10 protein-coding genes are annotated in these 16039 nt (G+C 71.3%); 5 read left to right on the forward strand and 5 right to left on the reverse strand.

Annotation, left to right across the window (positions count from 1 at the left end):
• The first annotated feature begins 10 nt into the window (after positions 1-10).
• The 5 genes from ACZ7CH_RS10575 to ACZ7CH_RS10595 all read left to right on the forward strand — a co-directional run bounded on the left by ACZ7CH_RS10575 (position 11) and on the right by ACZ7CH_RS10595 (position 7383).
• Entirely contained in the window at positions 11-1276 is a 1266-nt protein-coding gene (locus tag ACZ7CH_RS10575; RefSeq protein WP_458431826.1) for a lytic polysaccharide monooxygenase, read from the forward strand.
• Positions 1261-1728, forward strand: coding sequence for a hypothetical protein (locus ACZ7CH_RS10580; protein ID WP_360389387.1), 468 nt, complete (start codon positions 1261-1263; stop codon positions 1726-1728). Before ACZ7CH_RS10575 ends, ACZ7CH_RS10580 begins: the two co-directional genes overlap by 16 nt.
• Positions 1729-1750: 22 nt before the next feature.
• Positions 1751-3493, forward strand: a complete 1743-nt coding sequence (locus ACZ7CH_RS10585; protein WP_470373675.1) for a glycoside hydrolase family 6 protein — start codon at positions 1751-1753, stop codon at positions 3491-3493.
• Between the two features lie 245 nt (positions 3494-3738).
• Positions 3739-6177, forward strand: a complete 2439-nt coding sequence (locus ACZ7CH_RS10590) for a glycoside hydrolase family 127 protein (protein WP_470373676.1) — start codon at positions 3739-3741, stop codon at positions 6175-6177.
• A 165-nt stretch (positions 6178-6342) separates the two neighbouring features.
• On the forward strand, positions 6343-7383 hold the full coding sequence (locus ACZ7CH_RS10595; protein WP_470373677.1) for a LacI family DNA-binding transcriptional regulator: 1041 nt from the start codon (positions 6343-6345) through the stop codon (positions 7381-7383).
• A 182-nt stretch (positions 7384-7565) separates the two neighbouring features.
• On the opposite strand, the gene ACZ7CH_RS10600 is transcribed toward ACZ7CH_RS10595, so the two are convergent.
• The 5 genes from ACZ7CH_RS10600 to ACZ7CH_RS10620 all read right to left on the reverse strand — a co-directional run bounded on the left by ACZ7CH_RS10600 (position 7566) and on the right by ACZ7CH_RS10620 (position 16024).
• Positions 7566-8888: a ricin-type beta-trefoil lectin domain protein gene (locus ACZ7CH_RS10600; RefSeq protein WP_470373678.1), complete on the reverse strand. Its 1323-nt coding sequence runs from the start codon at positions 8886-8888 to the stop codon at positions 7566-7568.
• Positions 8885-10192, reverse strand: a complete 1308-nt coding sequence (locus ACZ7CH_RS10605) for a CE1 family esterase (RefSeq protein ID WP_458431829.1) — start codon at positions 10190-10192, stop codon at positions 8885-8887. The genes ACZ7CH_RS10600 and ACZ7CH_RS10605 overlap by 4 nt, the downstream gene beginning before the upstream one ends.
• Positions 10193-10237: 45 nt before the next feature.
• Positions 10238-13081, reverse strand: a complete 2844-nt coding sequence (locus ACZ7CH_RS10610; protein ID WP_470373679.1) for a glycosyl hydrolase family 95 catalytic domain-containing protein — start codon at positions 13079-13081, stop codon at positions 10238-10240.
• A 133-nt stretch (positions 13082-13214) separates the two neighbouring features.
• Positions 13215-14558: an extracellular catalytic domain type 1 short-chain-length polyhydroxyalkanoate depolymerase gene (locus ACZ7CH_RS10615; protein WP_470373680.1), complete on the reverse strand. Its 1344-nt coding sequence runs from the start codon at positions 14556-14558 to the stop codon at positions 13215-13217.
• Positions 14555-16024 (reverse strand): glycoside hydrolase family 43 protein, encoded by a 1470-nt coding sequence (locus ACZ7CH_RS10620; RefSeq protein ID WP_470373681.1) that lies wholly within the window; start codon positions 16022-16024, stop codon positions 14555-14557. The genes ACZ7CH_RS10615 and ACZ7CH_RS10620 overlap by 4 nt, the downstream gene beginning before the upstream one ends.
• Positions 16025-16039 lie beyond the last annotated feature (15 nt).

Genomic DNA, 16039 nt, shown 5'->3' on the forward strand with positions numbered 1-16039 from the left:
GAGAAAACGCATGGCAACGGCGCTTGCGCTCGTTGCTGCCACGACCGGTGCCCTGCTCGTGCAGACCGGCGGCACCGCGGTCGCGCACGGCTCGATGGTCTGGCCCGGCAGCCGCACCTACCTCTGCTACGAGGACGGCCGTACCGGCGGCGGTGGCGGTGACCTGCAGCCCACCAACCCGGCCTGCCAGGCCGCGGTGGCCCAGGGCGGCAAGCAGCCGCTGTGGGACTGGTTCGGCAACCTGATCAGCAACGCGGGCGGCCGCCACCGGGAGATCGTGCCCGACGGCAGCCTGTGCGGTCCCACCACGAAGTTCGCCGCCTACAACCTCGCCCGCGCCGACTGGCCGGTGACGCAGGTGCAGGCGAACGCCTCGGTCACGTTCCGGTACAACGCGTGGGCACCGCACCCCGGCACCTGGGAGCAGTACGTCACCAAGGACGGCTTCGACGTGACGAAGCCGCTCAAGTGGTCGGACCTCGAGTCCGTGCCGTTCGACAAGGTGACGAACCCGCCGCTCGCGAACGGCGAGTACGCGTGGCAGGCCCGGCTCCCCAACAAGACCGGCCGGCACATCATCTACTCGCTGTGGCAGCGCTCGGACAGCCCGGAGGCGTTCTACAGCTGCTCGGACGTCCAGTTCGGCGGTGGCACCGGCACGCCGGACACCACCGCCCCGTCGACGCCCGGCACGCCGGTCGCGTCGGGTGTCACCAGCAGCTCGGTGAAGCTGGACTGGAGCGCGGCGACGGACGACGTCGGCGTGACCGGCTACCGGGTCTACCGCGGTGACCAGGTGGTCGCCACCACGTCGACGACCTCGGCGACGGTGACCGGGTTGAGCGCGGACACGCAGTACTCGTTCACGGTGGTCGCGACCGACTCGGCGGGCAACGCCTCGCCGGCGTCGCCGAGCGTCACGGTCAGGACGTCCACGGGTGGCGGCGGACCCACCGGCTCCTGCACGGTCGCGTACGCGCGGCCGAGCTCCTGGAACGGCGGCTTCACCGCGAACGTGACGGTGACCAACAGCGGCACCAGCGCGATCAGCGCCTGGCAGCTGGTGTGGGACGTGCCGTCCGGCCAGCAGCTGCAGCAGGCGTGGTCGGCCACCGTCACGGTCGCGAACGGGAAGGCGACGGCGAAGGGCGCGAACTACAACGCGGACATCGCACCCGGTGGAACGGCGTCGTTCGGCTTCAACGCGACGACGACGTCCACGCCGGTCGACCCGACGGCGTTCACCCTCAACGGGTCGGCGTGCGCCGTCCGCTGACGAGGGCACTGCTCGCCCTCCTGGTGGTGGGTTCGGTCGCGTTCGCCCTCCTCGTCGGGCGCGCCGAACCCACCCCTGACCTCAGCAAGGGGGTCGACGGCATCGCCGCCTGGCTCAACCGGCTGACCGACGAGTGCACGACCGTCCGGCGCGAGGCGGACTTCGCGGAGTTCGCGGGTCCGGTGCGCGCCAAGGTCTACGCGCCGTTCATCGCGGAGTGGGGGACCTGCAGCAAGGAGCCGTACGAACGGCTCGGGCTGCTGGTCCTGCGGCCAGGGCTGGAAGAGGCCTGGCGAGCGGCGCTCGCGAACGGCGAGGTCCGGGGCGACCCGGACCTCGCCTTCGGCGACGGCTTCGCGCTGACCGGCTCGGAGGGCATGGAGTACCTGGGACTCAACAGACTCGAGTGCACGCCCACCGCGTGTTCGCTCGTCCCGATCAAACACCACTGAGAGAGACAGGAGATCCGGAGCAATGACGCTCAACGGACAAAGGCGGTGGGCCGCGGCGGGTGTCGTGGTCGCCACCGCCGTGGCGACGTTCGGGGTGGCGCTCAGCGCACCCGCGGGCGCCGCACCCGGTTGCCGGGTGGACTACAAGGCGAACAGCTGGGGCGGCGGTGGGTTCGGCGCCTCGGTGAAGATCACCAACCTCGGTGACGCCGTGTCGGGCGGCTGGACGCTCAAGTTCACCCTCCCCGGCAACCAGCGCGTGGCACAGGGGTGGAACGCGACCTGGGCGCAGTCGGGTGCCGACGTGACCGCGACGAGCCTGTCGTGGAACGGCAACCTCGGCACCGGCGCGTCCACCGAGCTCGGCTTCAACGGCAGCGGTGCGGGCGCCAACGACGCCAGCCCGGCGACGTTCACGCTGAACGGCACGCAGTGCACCGGTGAGGTCGGGCCCACCACCACGACGACGACGACCACGACGACGTCGAACGGCCCCGGTCCCGACCCGGGCAACGGCAAGGTCGACAACCCGTACGTCGGTGCGAAGCAGTACGTCAACCCGGACTGGGCGGCCAAGGCCTCGGCGGAGCCGGGCGGCAGCCGGATCGCGAACCAGCCCACCGCCGTGTGGCTCGACCGCATCGCGGCGATCACCGGCACCGTGGACTCGCGCGGACTGGTCGGACACCTGGACGAGGCGGTGCGCCAGGCGGCGGGCTCACCACTCGTCATCCAGCTGGTGATCTACAACCTGCCCGGTCGCGACTGCTCGGCGCTCGCGTCGAACGGTGAGCTCAAGCCCGACGAGATCGGTCGCTACAAGACCGAGTACATCGACCCGATCGCGGCGATCCTCGCCCGGCCCGCGTACAAGGACCTGCGGATCGTCACCACGGTCGAGATCGACTCGCTGCCGAACCTGATCACGAACGTGACGCCGCGGCCCACCGCGGTGGCGAACTGCGACGTGATGAAGGCCAACGGAAACTACATCACCGGTGTCGGCTACGCGCTCGCGAAGCTGGGTGCCGTGCCGAACGTCTACAACTACCTGGACATCGGCCACCACGGCTGGATCGGCTGGGACGACAACTTCGGCGCGACGGCCGAGCTGCTGTTCCAGGCGGCGAACGCGTCCGGCAGCACGAAGGCGAACGTGCAGGGCTTCATCGCCAACACCGCGAACTACGGTGCGTTGAAGGAGCCGTACTTCAAGATCGAGGACTCGGTGAACGGCACCTCGGTCCGCCAGTCGAAGTGGGTGGACTGGAACCGCTACGTCGACGAGCTGTCCTACGCGCAGGCGTTCCGCAACCGGGCCGTGCAGGCGGGCTTCGACGCGAACGTCGGCATGCTGATCGACACCAGCCGCAACGGCTGGGGCGGCAGCGCCCGTCCGACGGGTCCCGGCCCGCAGACGACCGTGGACGCCTACGTCAACGGCGGCAAGCTGGACCGCCGCATCCACCTCGGCAACTGGTGCAACCAGTCCGGTGCCGGCCTCGGTGAGCGCCCGAAGGCGGCGCCGGAGCCGGGCATCGACGCCTACGTGTGGGTGAAGCCGCCGGGTGAGTCCGACGGTGCGAGCAAGGAGATCCCGAACAACGAGGGCAAGGGCGCGGACAAGATGTGCGACCCGACCTACACCGGCAACATCCGCAACGGCAACAACCTGTCGGGTGCGCTGCCGGACGCCCCGCTGTCGGGCAAGTGGTTCTCCGCGCAGTTCCAGGAGCTCATGCGCAACGCCTACCCGGCGCTGTGACCGGAGCACCGCACCACAGCACCACCGGCACCACCGCGGTACCGCTGTGAAACGGCTCCTGCGCGACTTCCGCTCGCGCAGGAGCCCCGCCGCCGCCGCACCCGCACCCGCGGCGGCGGCGCGCGGCGGCACCCCGTGCGTTCGACGTGGTTCGAAGGCAGCAGCCGACCCCGGGCCGACCTCGTGTCCGGCCCGGGTCGGCACCACGCTGCGGATGGCCCGGCCCCTGCGAAAGGTCATGCGCGATGCCAGAACTCCCGCGCCACGGCGTGCTGTCCGCCGGCACGCCGGTCACGCACCCGCGCACCGGCCAGGCCCGCCAGGACTTCGGCGTGGCCGCGGAGGCGTTCCCCCTCGGCGCGGTGGCGCTGCTGCCGGGACCGTTCCTGGACAACACCTCCCGCACCCATGCCTACCTGAGGTTCCTCGACCCCGACCGGTTGCTGCACACGTTCCGCCGCAACGTCGGGCTGCCCTCGGGCGTCATCCCGTGCCGCGGCTGGGAGGCGCAGGACAGCGGGCTGCGCGGCCACTCGACCGGCCACGTGCTGTCCGCTCTCGCGCAGGCGTTCGCGAGCACCGGCGACCCCGCGTTCACCGCCGGGGCCGACCACCTGGTCGAGCAGCTGGCGCTGTGCCAGGACCGGGCCAGGACCGCCGGTTACAGCACCGGGTACCTCGCGGCGTTCCCGGAGGGCTTCTTCGGCAGGGTCGAGGCGGGAGAGCCGGTCCAGGCGCCCTACTACACCCTGCACAAGATCATGGCGGGACTGCTCGACGTGCACGTGCTGATGGGCAGCGCACGGGCGCTGCGGGTGCTGACCGGGATGGCGGCCTGGGTGAGGTGGCGGGCCGGCCGGCTGACCGAGGCGCACCGCCAGGAGGTGCTGCGCACCGAGTTCGGCGGCATGAACGAGGTCCTGGTGAACCTCTACCAGGTCACCGGCGACCCGGCGCACCTGGCCGCTGCGCGGTTCTTCGAGCACTCCGCGGTGTTCGACCCGCTCGCACTGGGCACCGACGAGCTCAACGGTCTGCACGCCGGCACCCAGGTCCCCAAGGTGCTCGGGGCGATCAGGGCCTACCACGCCACCGGCACCACCCGCTACCGCGACATCGCCGTCAACTTCTGGCGGATCGTGACCGGCGCGCACACCTACGCCATCGGCGGCACGTCCAACGACGGGCACTTCAAGCCACCGCACCGGATCGCCACCGAGCTGTCCGACCACACCTGCGAGAGCTGCACCACCCACACGATGCTCAAGCTGACCCGGCAGCTCTTCCGCACCGACCCCGGTCAGCCGGGGTACTTCGACTTCTACGAGAAGGCGCTCCACAACCACCTGCTCGGCGCGCAGGACCCCACCTCCCGGCACGGCCACCACAGCACCTTCACGCCGTTGCGCGCGGGCGGCATCCGCACCTACAGCAGCGACTACGACGACTTCACCTGCTGCCACGGCACGGGCCTGGAGACCGACACCGGGCACGGCGGCAGCATCTACTTCCACGCAGGCCGCACGCTGTACGTCACCCTGTTCATCCCGTCCGTGCTCACCTGGGCGGCCAGGGGCGTGGTGGTGCGGCAGGAGACGTCCTTCCCGGACGAGGGAGCGACCCGGCTCACCGTCACCGGTACCGGCCGGTTCGAGCTGCGCGTGCGCATCCCGTCCTGGGCGCGGGGCGCGCTGCTGCACGTCAACGGCGTCGCCGCGGAGCCCGTCACGCCCGGCACCTACGCGCGGGTGGACCGCGACTGGCGCAGCGGGGACGTGGTCGAGGTGACCCTGCCGATGCACCTGCACCTGCGGCGGGCACCGGACGACAAGCGGGTGCGGACGGTCGAGGTGGGGCCGATCGTGCTCGCGGGCGCGTACGGCACGAACGACCTCGCCCACCTGCCCACGCTGCGCACCGCGACCCTGCGGCCCACCGCGAACCCGTTGCGCTACACCGCGATGGCCAGCACGGGCCCGGTCACGCTGCTGCCGTTCTTCCGGCTGCACGGTCAGCGCTACACCGTCTACTGGCGGGTGGGCGACACCCCGGCGCCACCGCTGTTCATCGCGCACTTCCGGTTCGGCGAGGGCCGCGGCTCGACCGCCGCGGACGCCACCGGTGGCGAGCGGGCGACGCTGGCGGGTGGCGCGGGCTGGAGCACCGGGCGCACCGGGGCCGCGCTGTCGCTCGACGGTGCGGGCGCGCACGTGGTGCTGCCACCGGGCCTGCTCGCCGGAGCGCGGGAGTTCAGCCTGGCCGTGTGGGTGCGGCCGCGGTCGGCGGTCGCGGGAGCGCGGCTCGCCGACTTCGGCAGCGGCGTGAACTCCTACCTGTTCCTCGCGCCGCACGGACCCCGGGGCGGGGTGCGGTACGCGATCACGACCGGTGGCGCGGGTGCCGAGCGGCACCTCGACGGGGGAACGGTCGCGGTGGACGAGTGGACGCACCTCGTCGTCACGCAGGCCGGTGGACTCGCCGTGCTGTACGTGAACGGCGCGGAGGTCGCACGCGACGCGGAGTTCCCGGTGAGCCCGGCGGTGCTCGGCAGCACCACCCAGAACTGGCTCGGGCGGTCGCAGCACGCGGGCGACGCCCACCTCGACGCGGCCGTCGAGGACCTGCGGGTCTACGGCCGCGCACTGGCACCCGGCGAGGTCGCCGCCCTCTGCGCCGATCCTTGACCGGGTTTGTGAGCGTGCCCAATCGGAAACTTTCCATACGGTACGGAATTCGTCTGGACCACTAGAAATGACCAATGTTAACGCGAACATCACTCTTGTAACGGACTGAACCGGATCTCTATGGTGTCGGAACGCTACAGCGGGTGAACGCGGGAAGGAGGCGGTGTGGTCACCATCGCGGACGTCGCTCGGCACGCAGGAGTCGCGCCGAGCACCGTCTCCTACGTGCTGACGGGCAAGCGGTCGATCTCCGCCGACACGAAGTCGCGGGTCAGGGAGAGCATCAGGGCGCTGGGGTACCAGCCGCACGTGACCGACAGGGGCCTGTCCTCGAGCCGGACCAACGTGATCGGGCTGGTGCTGCCGCTGCGCGCGGGGATGCACCTGCCGGGCATGATGCGGTTCGTCACCGCCGCGGTGACCACCGCGCGCCGGTACGACATGGACCTGCTGCTGATGACGGCGGACGACGGCGCCTCCGGGCTGCGCAGAGCGGCCAACAGCGCCCAGGTCGACGGCTTCCTCGTGATGGACGTGGAGATGGACGACGACCGGGTGCCGTTGCTGCGGCAGCTGTCCAAGCCGTCCGTCCTCATCGGACATCCGGCCACCGCGCGCGGGCTCACCTGCGTCGACCTCGACTTCGAGGCGGCCGGGGCCAAGTGCGTCGACCACCTGGCCGACCTCGGGCACCGGTCCATCGGCTTCCTCGGCGCACCGAGCGCGGTCTACCGGCGCAGCACCGGGTCCGCGCACCGCACGATGAACGGCTTCAGCGCCGCGGCGATGCGCAGGGGAGTGGCGGCGACCGCGCTCGCGGTCGAGGACGACCACGACTCGGTGCTCAGGGCCACCAAGGCGCTGGTCCGCGCGCACCCGTCGATGACGGCGCTGGTGGTGCACAACGAGGCGGCGCTGGGCTGGATCACGTCGTGCCTGCGGGCGGCCGGGCGGCAGGTGCCCGGTGACGTCGCCGTGGTCGCGATCTGCCCCGACGAGCTCGCCGAGCAGCTGTCGCCGCCGCTCACCTCGGTGCGGCTGCCGGCGGAGGAGCTCGGCCGGCACGCGGTCGACCTGCTCGCGGCCAAGCTCGACGGCAAGCAGCCACCGCCGTTGATGCTGCTGCCACCGCGGCTCTCGCGGCGGGCGAGCGCCCCGGACCCGGCGGTGCCGCACCAGCACCGCAGAACGGGGTCGTCGGGCTGATCCGGCGACCGGACCCGGCCTCGCGGCCGGGAACGCGGACCGGGCGGTCGGGTGGTGGTGCCGCGCGTGCGGAATGCGGCCCGCACGGGTGGACCTCCACCACTCGGACACCGTCCTGGAGGAGTGCGCGGCGCTCGGCGGAGAGAGTCGCGCACTCCTCTTTTTCCGGTTCTGGCAGGACGTCAGGCCTTGGCCCAGCGCTGGTTGGCACCGCCCTGGCAGGTCGCGACCGTCACGGCCGCGCCGTTGCCCGTGCCGGCGGAGGTGAGGCAGAGCCCGGTCTGGACGCTGGTCACCGTGCCGCTGCCGGTGAGCTGCCAGGCCTGGTTCGCACCGCCGTGGCAGTCCCAGATCTGCACCCGTGCGCCGGAGGCGGCGTTGTTGGGGGCGTCCAGGCACTTGCCGGTCACCTGCAGCGCCTGGCCGTTCTGGGTGAACTGCTGGTTCGCGTTGGTGTGGCAGTCCCAGGTGATCATCTGCGCGCCGTTGGTCGTGCTCGCGCCGTTGACGTCGAGGCAGCGGCCGGCCGCCTCACCGCGCAGCCGGAACGTGGTCGGCGCCGGCGGCGTCTCGCCGGTGAAGAACTTCCAGACCTCCTCCTTCACCCAGCTGCGGGCACCGCTCTCGCAGCCCGCGCACCCGTCGACCGGTCCCTGCTGGTGGCCGCCGTCGAACGGCGCCCACACCACCGGGTAGCCGGCGCGGCAGTTCGCGTACTGCGTGATGATGTGCGTGCGGCTGCCCGCGGCCGGTTCCGGCGCGTTCTGCGGCGTGCAGCCGTTGTTGCGCACCCACCGGTCCCGCTGGCCGCGGCCGGAGCCGATGTTGTCGCTGACGCCGTGGATGCCCATGTACGCCACCGGTGCGGTGCCACCGGCGCAGCCGCTGATCTCGCCGGGGGAGGCGATGGCGGCGATGGCGCGGAACACGGTCGGGCGCGAGCACGCGAGGGAGATGCTCATCGCGCCGCCGTAGCTGAAGCCGAGCGAGAACCGCTGCGTGGTGTCGACGCAGAGGTCGTTCTCGATGCGGCTCATCATGTCGTCGACGAACCGGACGTCCTCGCCGCCGCTGTTGCCCCAGCCGTTGTTGAGGCCCTGCGGTGCGACGAAGATCGTCGAGTTGTTCGCCAGCCTGCGCAGGCCGTAGTAGGCGTAGACGTCGCCGTCGCTGCCGCCGCCCGCCACCTGCTGCGCGGTGCCGCCCAGCCAGTGCAGCCCGAAGACGAGCTTGTACTGGCGGGTGTTGTCGTAGTTGTCCGGGATGCTCAGGATGAACGACCGGGTCTTGCCGCTGCTCTGGATCGTCTGGTTGCCGCTGCGCAGCGTCGGTGCCTTGCCGCAGCCGGGGGTGGCCGCGAGCGGGGCGGGCTCGGCCGGTGCCTGCGCCTGGGCGACGCTGCTGCCGGAGAACGCCAGCGCGGCGGCCGCGAGCAGCCACCCCGTCCGGCGGAGGAGGTGCCTGGTACGCATCAGGGTGTTCGCGCTCTCTGTCGTGGCGGTCATGCGGAGGTGCACGTCTTGCCGTTGAGGGTGAACTGCGCCGGTGCCGCGGTGTTGCCGGTGTGCGTGGCCTGGAAGCCGATGCTGGTCGATGTGCCCGGTGCGAGGTCGCCGTTGTAGGAGACGTTGGTCGCGCCCACCCGTCCGGTCGGCGAGTCGTAGGTGGCGTTCCACCCGCCGGTGATGGTCTGCCCGCTGCCCAGCGTGAAGCCCAGCAACCAGCCGCTGATCGCGGCCGTGCCGGTGTTCGTGATGGTGATGGTCGAGGTCAGCCCGTTGTTCCAGGCGTTGACCTCCGCGCCGACCCTGCACTCGCCCTGGGGCAGCGGAGTCGTGGACGTGGGTCCGTCGCTGGTGGTCGTGGTGGTCGTCGTCGTGGTGACCGGCGGACCCGCGAACTGGGTGATGAACTTCCACGCCTCGCCGGAGGTCCAGGTGCGCCAGCCGTCACCGCCGGAGTCGATCGGGCCGGGGGTGTGCCCGCCGTCGAACGCCGCCCACACCACCGGGTACCCGGCGCGGCAGCCGCTGTAGGCGGTGATGATGTGGGTGCGGCTGCCCGCGGCAGGCTCGCGCGGGTTCTGCGCCGTGCAGCCGTTGTTGCGCACGAACTTGTCGCGCAGCGCGCGGCCCTGCGAGATGTTCAGGACGTTGTCGCTGACACCGTGGAAGCCCAGGTACGCGATGGGCTGCGTGCCGCCGTTGCAGCCGCTGAGCTGAGCGCCCGCGTAGACGACGACAGCGCGGAACACGGTGGCACGGGCGCACGCGACGGCATACGACATCGCGCCGCCGTAGCTGAACCCGCCCGCGTAACGCTGGGTCGTGTCGACGCACAGCGCGTTCTCGAGCTGCCGCAGCATGTCGTCGACGAACGTCAGGTCCTGGCCACCGGGGTTGGCCCAGCCGTTGTTGTTGCCCTGCGGCGCGACGAAGATCGTGCCGTTGTTCTCGGCGTCGGCGAGCTTGCGCAGCCCGTAGTAGGACCAGTTGTAGCCGTCGGACCCGCCGGTGTCGACGTCGTTCGCGGTGCCGTTGAGCCAGTGGAACCCGACGAACAACCGGTACTGCCGGTTGGGGTCGTAGTTGGCGGGCAGCCGCAGGATGTACTGGCGGTTCTGGCCGCCGCTGCTGATGGTCTGCCGTCCGCTCGACAGTGAGGGGGCCTTGCCGCACCCCGCCGTCGCCGCCGCCGCGCCCACGCCGCCGGTGGTCGTGGTCGTGCCGCCGAGCGCGATGCCCGCCGCGCCCAGCAGCACCACGGCACTCGCGACGGCCATCGCCAGCACCGTCCTAGGCCCTGCCACGGCAGCGCTCCTCGTGTTGGTGGAACATCGTCGTCCCTTCGGTTGTCAGACTTGCTGGAGTTGGAACCGCTGGTTGTCGGCCGCGCTCTGGTTCCACTGGGACACGCGGGTGCCGTCGGTGGTCGCCGCGTTCCAGACGTCCATGGCGAGACCGCTCTGCCGGTTGACCAGGCTGATCACGCCGCCGCCCTGGTCGACGACCCGCCACTGCTGGGTGGCCGCACCGGTGTCGGGCTGCTGGGTGATGTCGGCGCCGGTGCCCGAGCCCGCGACCTGCATGACCAGGCCGCTGTGCCGGGCGCGCAGCCGGTAGTACCCGCCGCCGGAGTCGAGGAAGTCGAACTGCTGGTTGAGCCCGCTCGTCGGCGACCACTGCTGCAGCAGCGCACCCGCCGCCGTCGAGACACCGCTGATGTCGAGGTACTTCCCGCTGTGCCGGGCGACGAGGCGGTAGTTGACGCCCGGCCGCACCACCGCCGGAGCCGAGCCCTGGCCGGTCGCGCGGTAGACGTGCCCGGCCTGTCCGGGGAACTCGGCGACGCCGCTCTCGGGCTGGGCCGGCTGGACCACCGCGCCGGTCGTGGTGTCGCGCAGCTCGAAGGTGCCGCCGAAGATCCGGTTGCGCACGCGGACGGTGCCGTCGCGGTCGGGGGTGACGGTCAGCGCCACGGTGCCGTCGGCGGCCCAGGTCGCGCCGACGGTGTACCCGCCGCGCCCGCGCAGGCCGGTGACGCTGCCCGCGGGCCAGGCCGGTGGCAGGGCGGGCAGCACGTGCAGCTCGCCGTTGTGGCTGTGCAGCAGCATCTCCGCGACACCGGACGTGGCACCGAAGTTGCCGTCGATCTGGAACGGCGGGTGCAGGTCGAACATGTTGGGCGCCAAGCGGTCCGTGGTCACCAGCGAGCGCAGCAGGTCGTGTGCCCGCGACCCCTCCTCCAGCCGGGCCCAGAAGTTGATCTTCCACGCGAGCGACCACCCGGTGCCGGCGTCCCCGCGCAGCTCCAGCGTCCTGCGGGCCGCGGCGTGCAGCTGCGGCGTGCCGCGCTTGGTGATCTGGTTGCTCGGGTGCAGCCCGTACAGGTGCGAGACGTGCCGGTGGTTCGGCTCGGTCTCGACCCAGTCGTACTGCCACTCCATGACGTTGCCGCGCGAACCGACCCTGGTGGGCGCGAGCCGTTGCCGGGCCGCCCGCACCTGGGTGCGGAAGTCGGTGTCGACACCCAGCACCTCGGACGCGGCGGCGCAGCCGTCGAACAGGTCGCGCAGGATCTGCATGTCCATCGTCGGACCCGCGCAGACGCTGACGCCGGAGTGGTGGTTGAGCTCCGGCGAGTTCGACGGGTTCGTGACGAGGTGGCCCAGGCTCGGCTCGGTGACGAGGGTGTCGAGGAAGAACTGCGCGCACCCCTTGAGCGCCGGGTAGTACGTGCGCAGGAACGCCACGTCGCCGGTGAACCGGTAGTGCTCCCAGATCAACGTCGACAGCCACGCGCCGCCGGTCTGCCACATGCCGGCCGCGGCGAAGTCGACGACCGAGGAGCCGCGCCACGCGTCGGTGTTGTGGTGGGTGACCCAGCCGCGGGCGCCGTACTGCACCTGGGCGGTGCGGGCGCCGGTGGTGGTCAGGTCGTTGATCATCCGGAACACCGGTTCGAAGCACTCGGCGAGGTTCGTGGTGTCGGCGGGCCAGTAGTTCATCGGCAGGTTCGCGTTGATCGTGTACTTCGAGTCCCACGCCGGGGCGAGCTGGTCGTTCCAGATGCCCTGGAGGTTCGCCGGCTGCGTGCCGGGGCGTGACGAGGAGATCAGCAGGTACCGGCCGTACTGGAACAGCAGGGTGGAGAACTGCGGGTCGCTGGTGCTGCCGTGCCGGGAGATGCGGACGTCGGTCGGCTGGTCGGCGGCGGACGTGCGGCCCAGGTCGAGCGTGACGCGGTTGAACAGCGCCTGGTAGTCGGAGACGTGCCGGGACCGCAGTGTGGCGTAGGCGGTGCCCTGGGCCGCGTTCAGGTGGGTCCTGGCACGGCCCTGGTAGTCGCCGTTGACGGTTCGGTGGTCGACGTAGCTGGTGCCGATGGAGATCAGGACCGTGACCGCGTTGGCGCCGGTGACCCGCAGCGTGCCGCCGGAGCTGCTGACCGAACCGCCCTCGGCCACGACCCTGGCCAGTGCGAGGAATCGCACCGTGCCCGCGATGTTGCGCTGGGTGCCGGAGATGCCGTCGAGCGCGATCGTCGTCGCGTCCGGGCTGGAGGCCGTGACACGCTGCGGCGAGGTGAAGGCCGCGGTGAACGTGACCGAGTTCGCCGTCTCCGCGGTCAGCCTGATGACGATCACCTGGTCCGGTGCGCTCGCGAACACCTCACGCCGGTGGCGCACGTTGTTCGCCGTGTAGGTGACCTCGGTGGTCGCCGTGGTGAGGTCGAGCGACCGCTGGTAGTTCGTGGCGGTGGCCGACGGGAAGGTCAGCCGGAGGTCGCCGACCGGCTGGTAGGCGAGCTGACCGGCCGGGCTGCCCAGCATGGTCTGGTCGATCAGGGTCTGCGCCTGCGACCACTGGTTCGAGAAGACGAGCTGGCGGATCTGCGCGAGCGCGCCCGCACCGCGCGGGTTGCTGTAGTCGTGCGGCCCGCCGGCCCAGACGGTGTCCTCGTTGAGCTGCAGGCGTTCGGTGTCGGTGTTGCCGAACACCATCGCGCCGAGCCTGCCGTTGCCCACCGGCAGCGCGCGCAGCCAGTCGGACCCGGCTGCCCGGTCGTACCAGAGCGAGAGGTCACCGGCCGCCCGCGCCCGAGGTGGGTCGGCGGCCGCGGTCGCCGTCCACCCCGCCTGCGTCAGCACAGCTCCCGCGCCGAGCACCATGAGCTGCCGCCGGTTCAGGTCGGACATGCCAGTCCTCCAAAGGGTGTGCGCGATCGCGGAACTCCCCTTGGTGGCTCGCCACGAGGAGCGGGGTGGTGGGGGTGCGGGCCGCCGGCGGGCACGCGGTGGTGCCCGCCGGCGCCTGGGGACAGCGGTGGGCTCAGGCCGTGGAGCACCGCGCGCCGTTGAGGGTGAAGCCGGACGCGGCCGCGCTGTCACCGGTGTGCGTGGCCTGCAGGCCGATCGAGATCGAGCCGTTCGGCGGGATCTGGCCGTTGTAGCCGACGTTGCTCGCCGTCACGGCGCCGCTGGCCGGCGCGTAGCTCGCGCTCCAGCCGCCGGTGATGGTCTGCCCGCCGGGCAGCGTGAAGCCGAGCTGCCAGCCGTTGATGGCGGTGGCCGACGTGTTGGTGATGGTGATCGTCTCGGTCAGGCCGTTGTTCCAGGCGTTGACCGAGACCGTGACCGCGCATCCGTCCGTGGGAACGGGCGTGGTCGTGGTCGTGGTGGTGGTGGTCGTCGTCGTGGTTGTAGTGGTCGTGGTCGTCGTCGGTGGCGCGTCCAGACCGAGGAACGAGATCGCGTACGCGAGCATCCCCGACTGCGGCAGGTCGTGCCCGACGCCCTGGATGCTCACGCCCTCGACGGTCGCGGCGGTGCCGGTCGCGCCGTACCGGGTGCGGGTCCAGTTCTGCCGCGGCTGGTCGGTGAACGCCGGGGTGCGGCTCAGCCCGTGGAGGTTGGTCCACTGGTCGAGCTCCTCGCCGAAGTTCGGGTACGCCAGCGTGGTGTCGTTCGTGCCGTGCCACAGCTGCATCCGCGGGTAGCGCCCGGTGTAGCCGGGGTACATCGCCCTGGCCTGGTCACCCCACTGCTGCGGGGTCTTCAGCAGGGTGCCGCCGGAGCACTGGCTGTTCCACAGCGACCCGTTGGTCGTGGCGAAGCAGCCGGCCGGCACGCCGGAGAACGCCGACCCCGCGCTGAACACGTCCGGGTACTCGGCGGCCAGCACGTTGGTCATCATCGCGCCGGAGGAGAAGCCGGCGACGACGATGCGCGCCGGGTCGACGTTGTAGGCCTGCCGCGCGTGCGCGACCATCGACATGATGCCGGTGGAGTCGCTGCCCCCGTTGCGGCGCAACGCACCGGCGGTCGCCACGTCGAAGCAGCGGCCCTCCCGGGTGGCCTCCGGGTAGACGATGACGTACCCGAGCCGGTCCGCCGCGGTGACGAAGTCGCGCCCGTTGCCGTTGTGCACGGCGCTGGCCGAACCGGTGCAGAAGTGCACCATCACGAGCAGCGCGGGTTTGGGGGCGACCCGGTCCGGGACGTACACGTACATGTTCAGGCCGGTCGGGTTGGCGCCGAAGTTCGTGACGCGGACCAGTGAGGCGGCCTGCGCGGGCTGGGGCACCAGGGAGACCGCGAGAGCGGCCAGCATCAGCAGCAGCACGGGCACGAGTGCGATGAGCCCGTACCTCCTCGAGTGCGCGCGAGCGGTCATGACGCACCGCACGTCAGGTCACTCGCCCTGGTGGCGGCGACGGTCTGGATCTTCGAGCACATGGTGTCCTCCGTGATCGGTTCTCGGACGGCGGAGCTCGTGCCGGCGGGACCGAACTGCCACCAGTTGAGGTTGAGCAGGTAGCCGCTGCCGCCGCTGAACCTCAGGTACAGGTCGCGGGTGCCGGTCAGGCCGCTCACCGGGCAGGTGACGGTGGTCCACGCCTGCCAGCCGCCCGTGTTGGGCACCGAGCACCGGCCGGCCAGGGCGCCCGTGGCGCTGCCGGAGCGGACCTCGATCGAGCTGCCCGCCACGGTGGAGGCCACCCGTGCGGTGAAGGTGGCGGCGCCGTTGCCGAACGCCACGTTCTTCAGCTTCACGTAGTCGCCGTTGTTGGTGTGGCTGAGGTTCAGCCCGCCCTCGCTGGAGGCCTCGGTCTCGACACCGCTGCCCCACGCGACCGTCTCGCCCTCCTGGCGCACGTACGGGTTCAGCGTGTCCGCGGCCGGTGGCCCGGTGGTGCTCATGGAGAGCTGCGGGATGGTGCCGTCGGCGTTGTAGCTGAACTTCTCCACGGCCACGGACCGGGTGAAACCGCCGCCGCCCGGCAGCGCGCCGTTGTGGTAGAAGAAGTACGAGCCGCCCTTGAAGTCCACGATGCCGGGGTGGTTGGTGAACGCGCTGCCCTGCGTGGGCATCAGGGTGCCGCGGTACGTCCACGGACCGGTGGGGCCCGGCGCGGTCGAGTACCCGATGAACTCCGAGCAGCACTTCGCCGCGAAGACGTTGTAGTACTGGCCGTTGCGCTGGTACACCCAGGGCGCTTCCTCGTAGAGGGTCGGCCGCTTGGGGTCACCGGTGCGGGTGCCGAACCCGGCGGTGGTGAGCGGGATCTGGCTGACGCCGCCGGAGTAGGAGGTCATGTCGGCGTTCAGGCGGACGTACCAGAGGTTGGGGTTGCCCCAGTACAGGTAGGCCTGGCCGCTGCTGTCGATCATGACCGACGGGTCGATCTCGCCGTTCTCCACCAGCGGGCGGCCGAGCGCGTCGCGGAACGGGCCGGTGGGGCTGTCGGAGACGCCGACGCCGATCGCCATCCGGTTGGTGGCGCGGTTGACCACGGGGACGTACCAGTAGAACTTGCCGTTGCGCTCCACGGCCTGGCCGGCCCACGCGTCCTGCTTGGCCCAGCTGAACGTGCCGAGGTTCATGGGCGAGCCGTGGTCGGTCCAGTTGACCATGTCGGCCGACGAGAAGACCCGCCACTCCTTCATGGTGAACCAGGTCGAGCCGTCCTCGTCGTGTCCGGTGTAGAGGTAGACCCGTCCGTTGTGGACGAGCGGGGCCGGGTCGGCCGTGTAGATGTGCTGCACGATCGGGTTGTCCGCCCTCGCGGGGGCGGACACCGCCAGGAGCATGCCCGCCACCAGGGCGAGGTGCGTCCAGAACCTGCGTGTCGTGACCATTCTCGTCTCCCGAGG

The sequence above is a fragment of the Lentzea sp. NPDC037011 genome (assembly GCF_055607425.1).

Coding starts and splice junctions, on each gene's coding strand:
- ACZ7CH_RS10575 (WP_458431826.1), top strand. CDS start 11: ATGGCAACGGCGCTTGCGCTCGTTGCTGCCACGACCGGTGCCCTGCTC.
- ACZ7CH_RS10590 (WP_470373676.1), top strand. CDS start 3,739: ATGCCAGAACTCCCGCGCCACGGCGTGCTGTCCGCCGGCACGCCGGTC.
- ACZ7CH_RS10600 (WP_470373678.1), bottom strand. CDS start 8,888: ATGACCGCCACGACAGAGAGCGCGAACACCCTGATGCGTACCAGGCAC.
- ACZ7CH_RS10585 (WP_470373675.1), top strand. CDS start 1,751: ATGACGCTCAACGGACAAAGGCGGTGGGCCGCGGCGGGTGTCGTGGTC.
- ACZ7CH_RS10615 (WP_470373680.1), bottom strand. CDS start 14,558: ATGACCGCTCGCGCGCACTCGAGGAGGTACGGGCTCATCGCACTCGTG.
- ACZ7CH_RS10610 (WP_470373679.1), bottom strand. CDS start 13,081: ATGTCCGACCTGAACCGGCGGCAGCTCATGGTGCTCGGCGCGGGAGCT.
- ACZ7CH_RS10620 (WP_470373681.1), bottom strand. CDS start 16,024: ATGGTCACGACACGCAGGTTCTGGACGCACCTCGCCCTGGTGGCGGGC.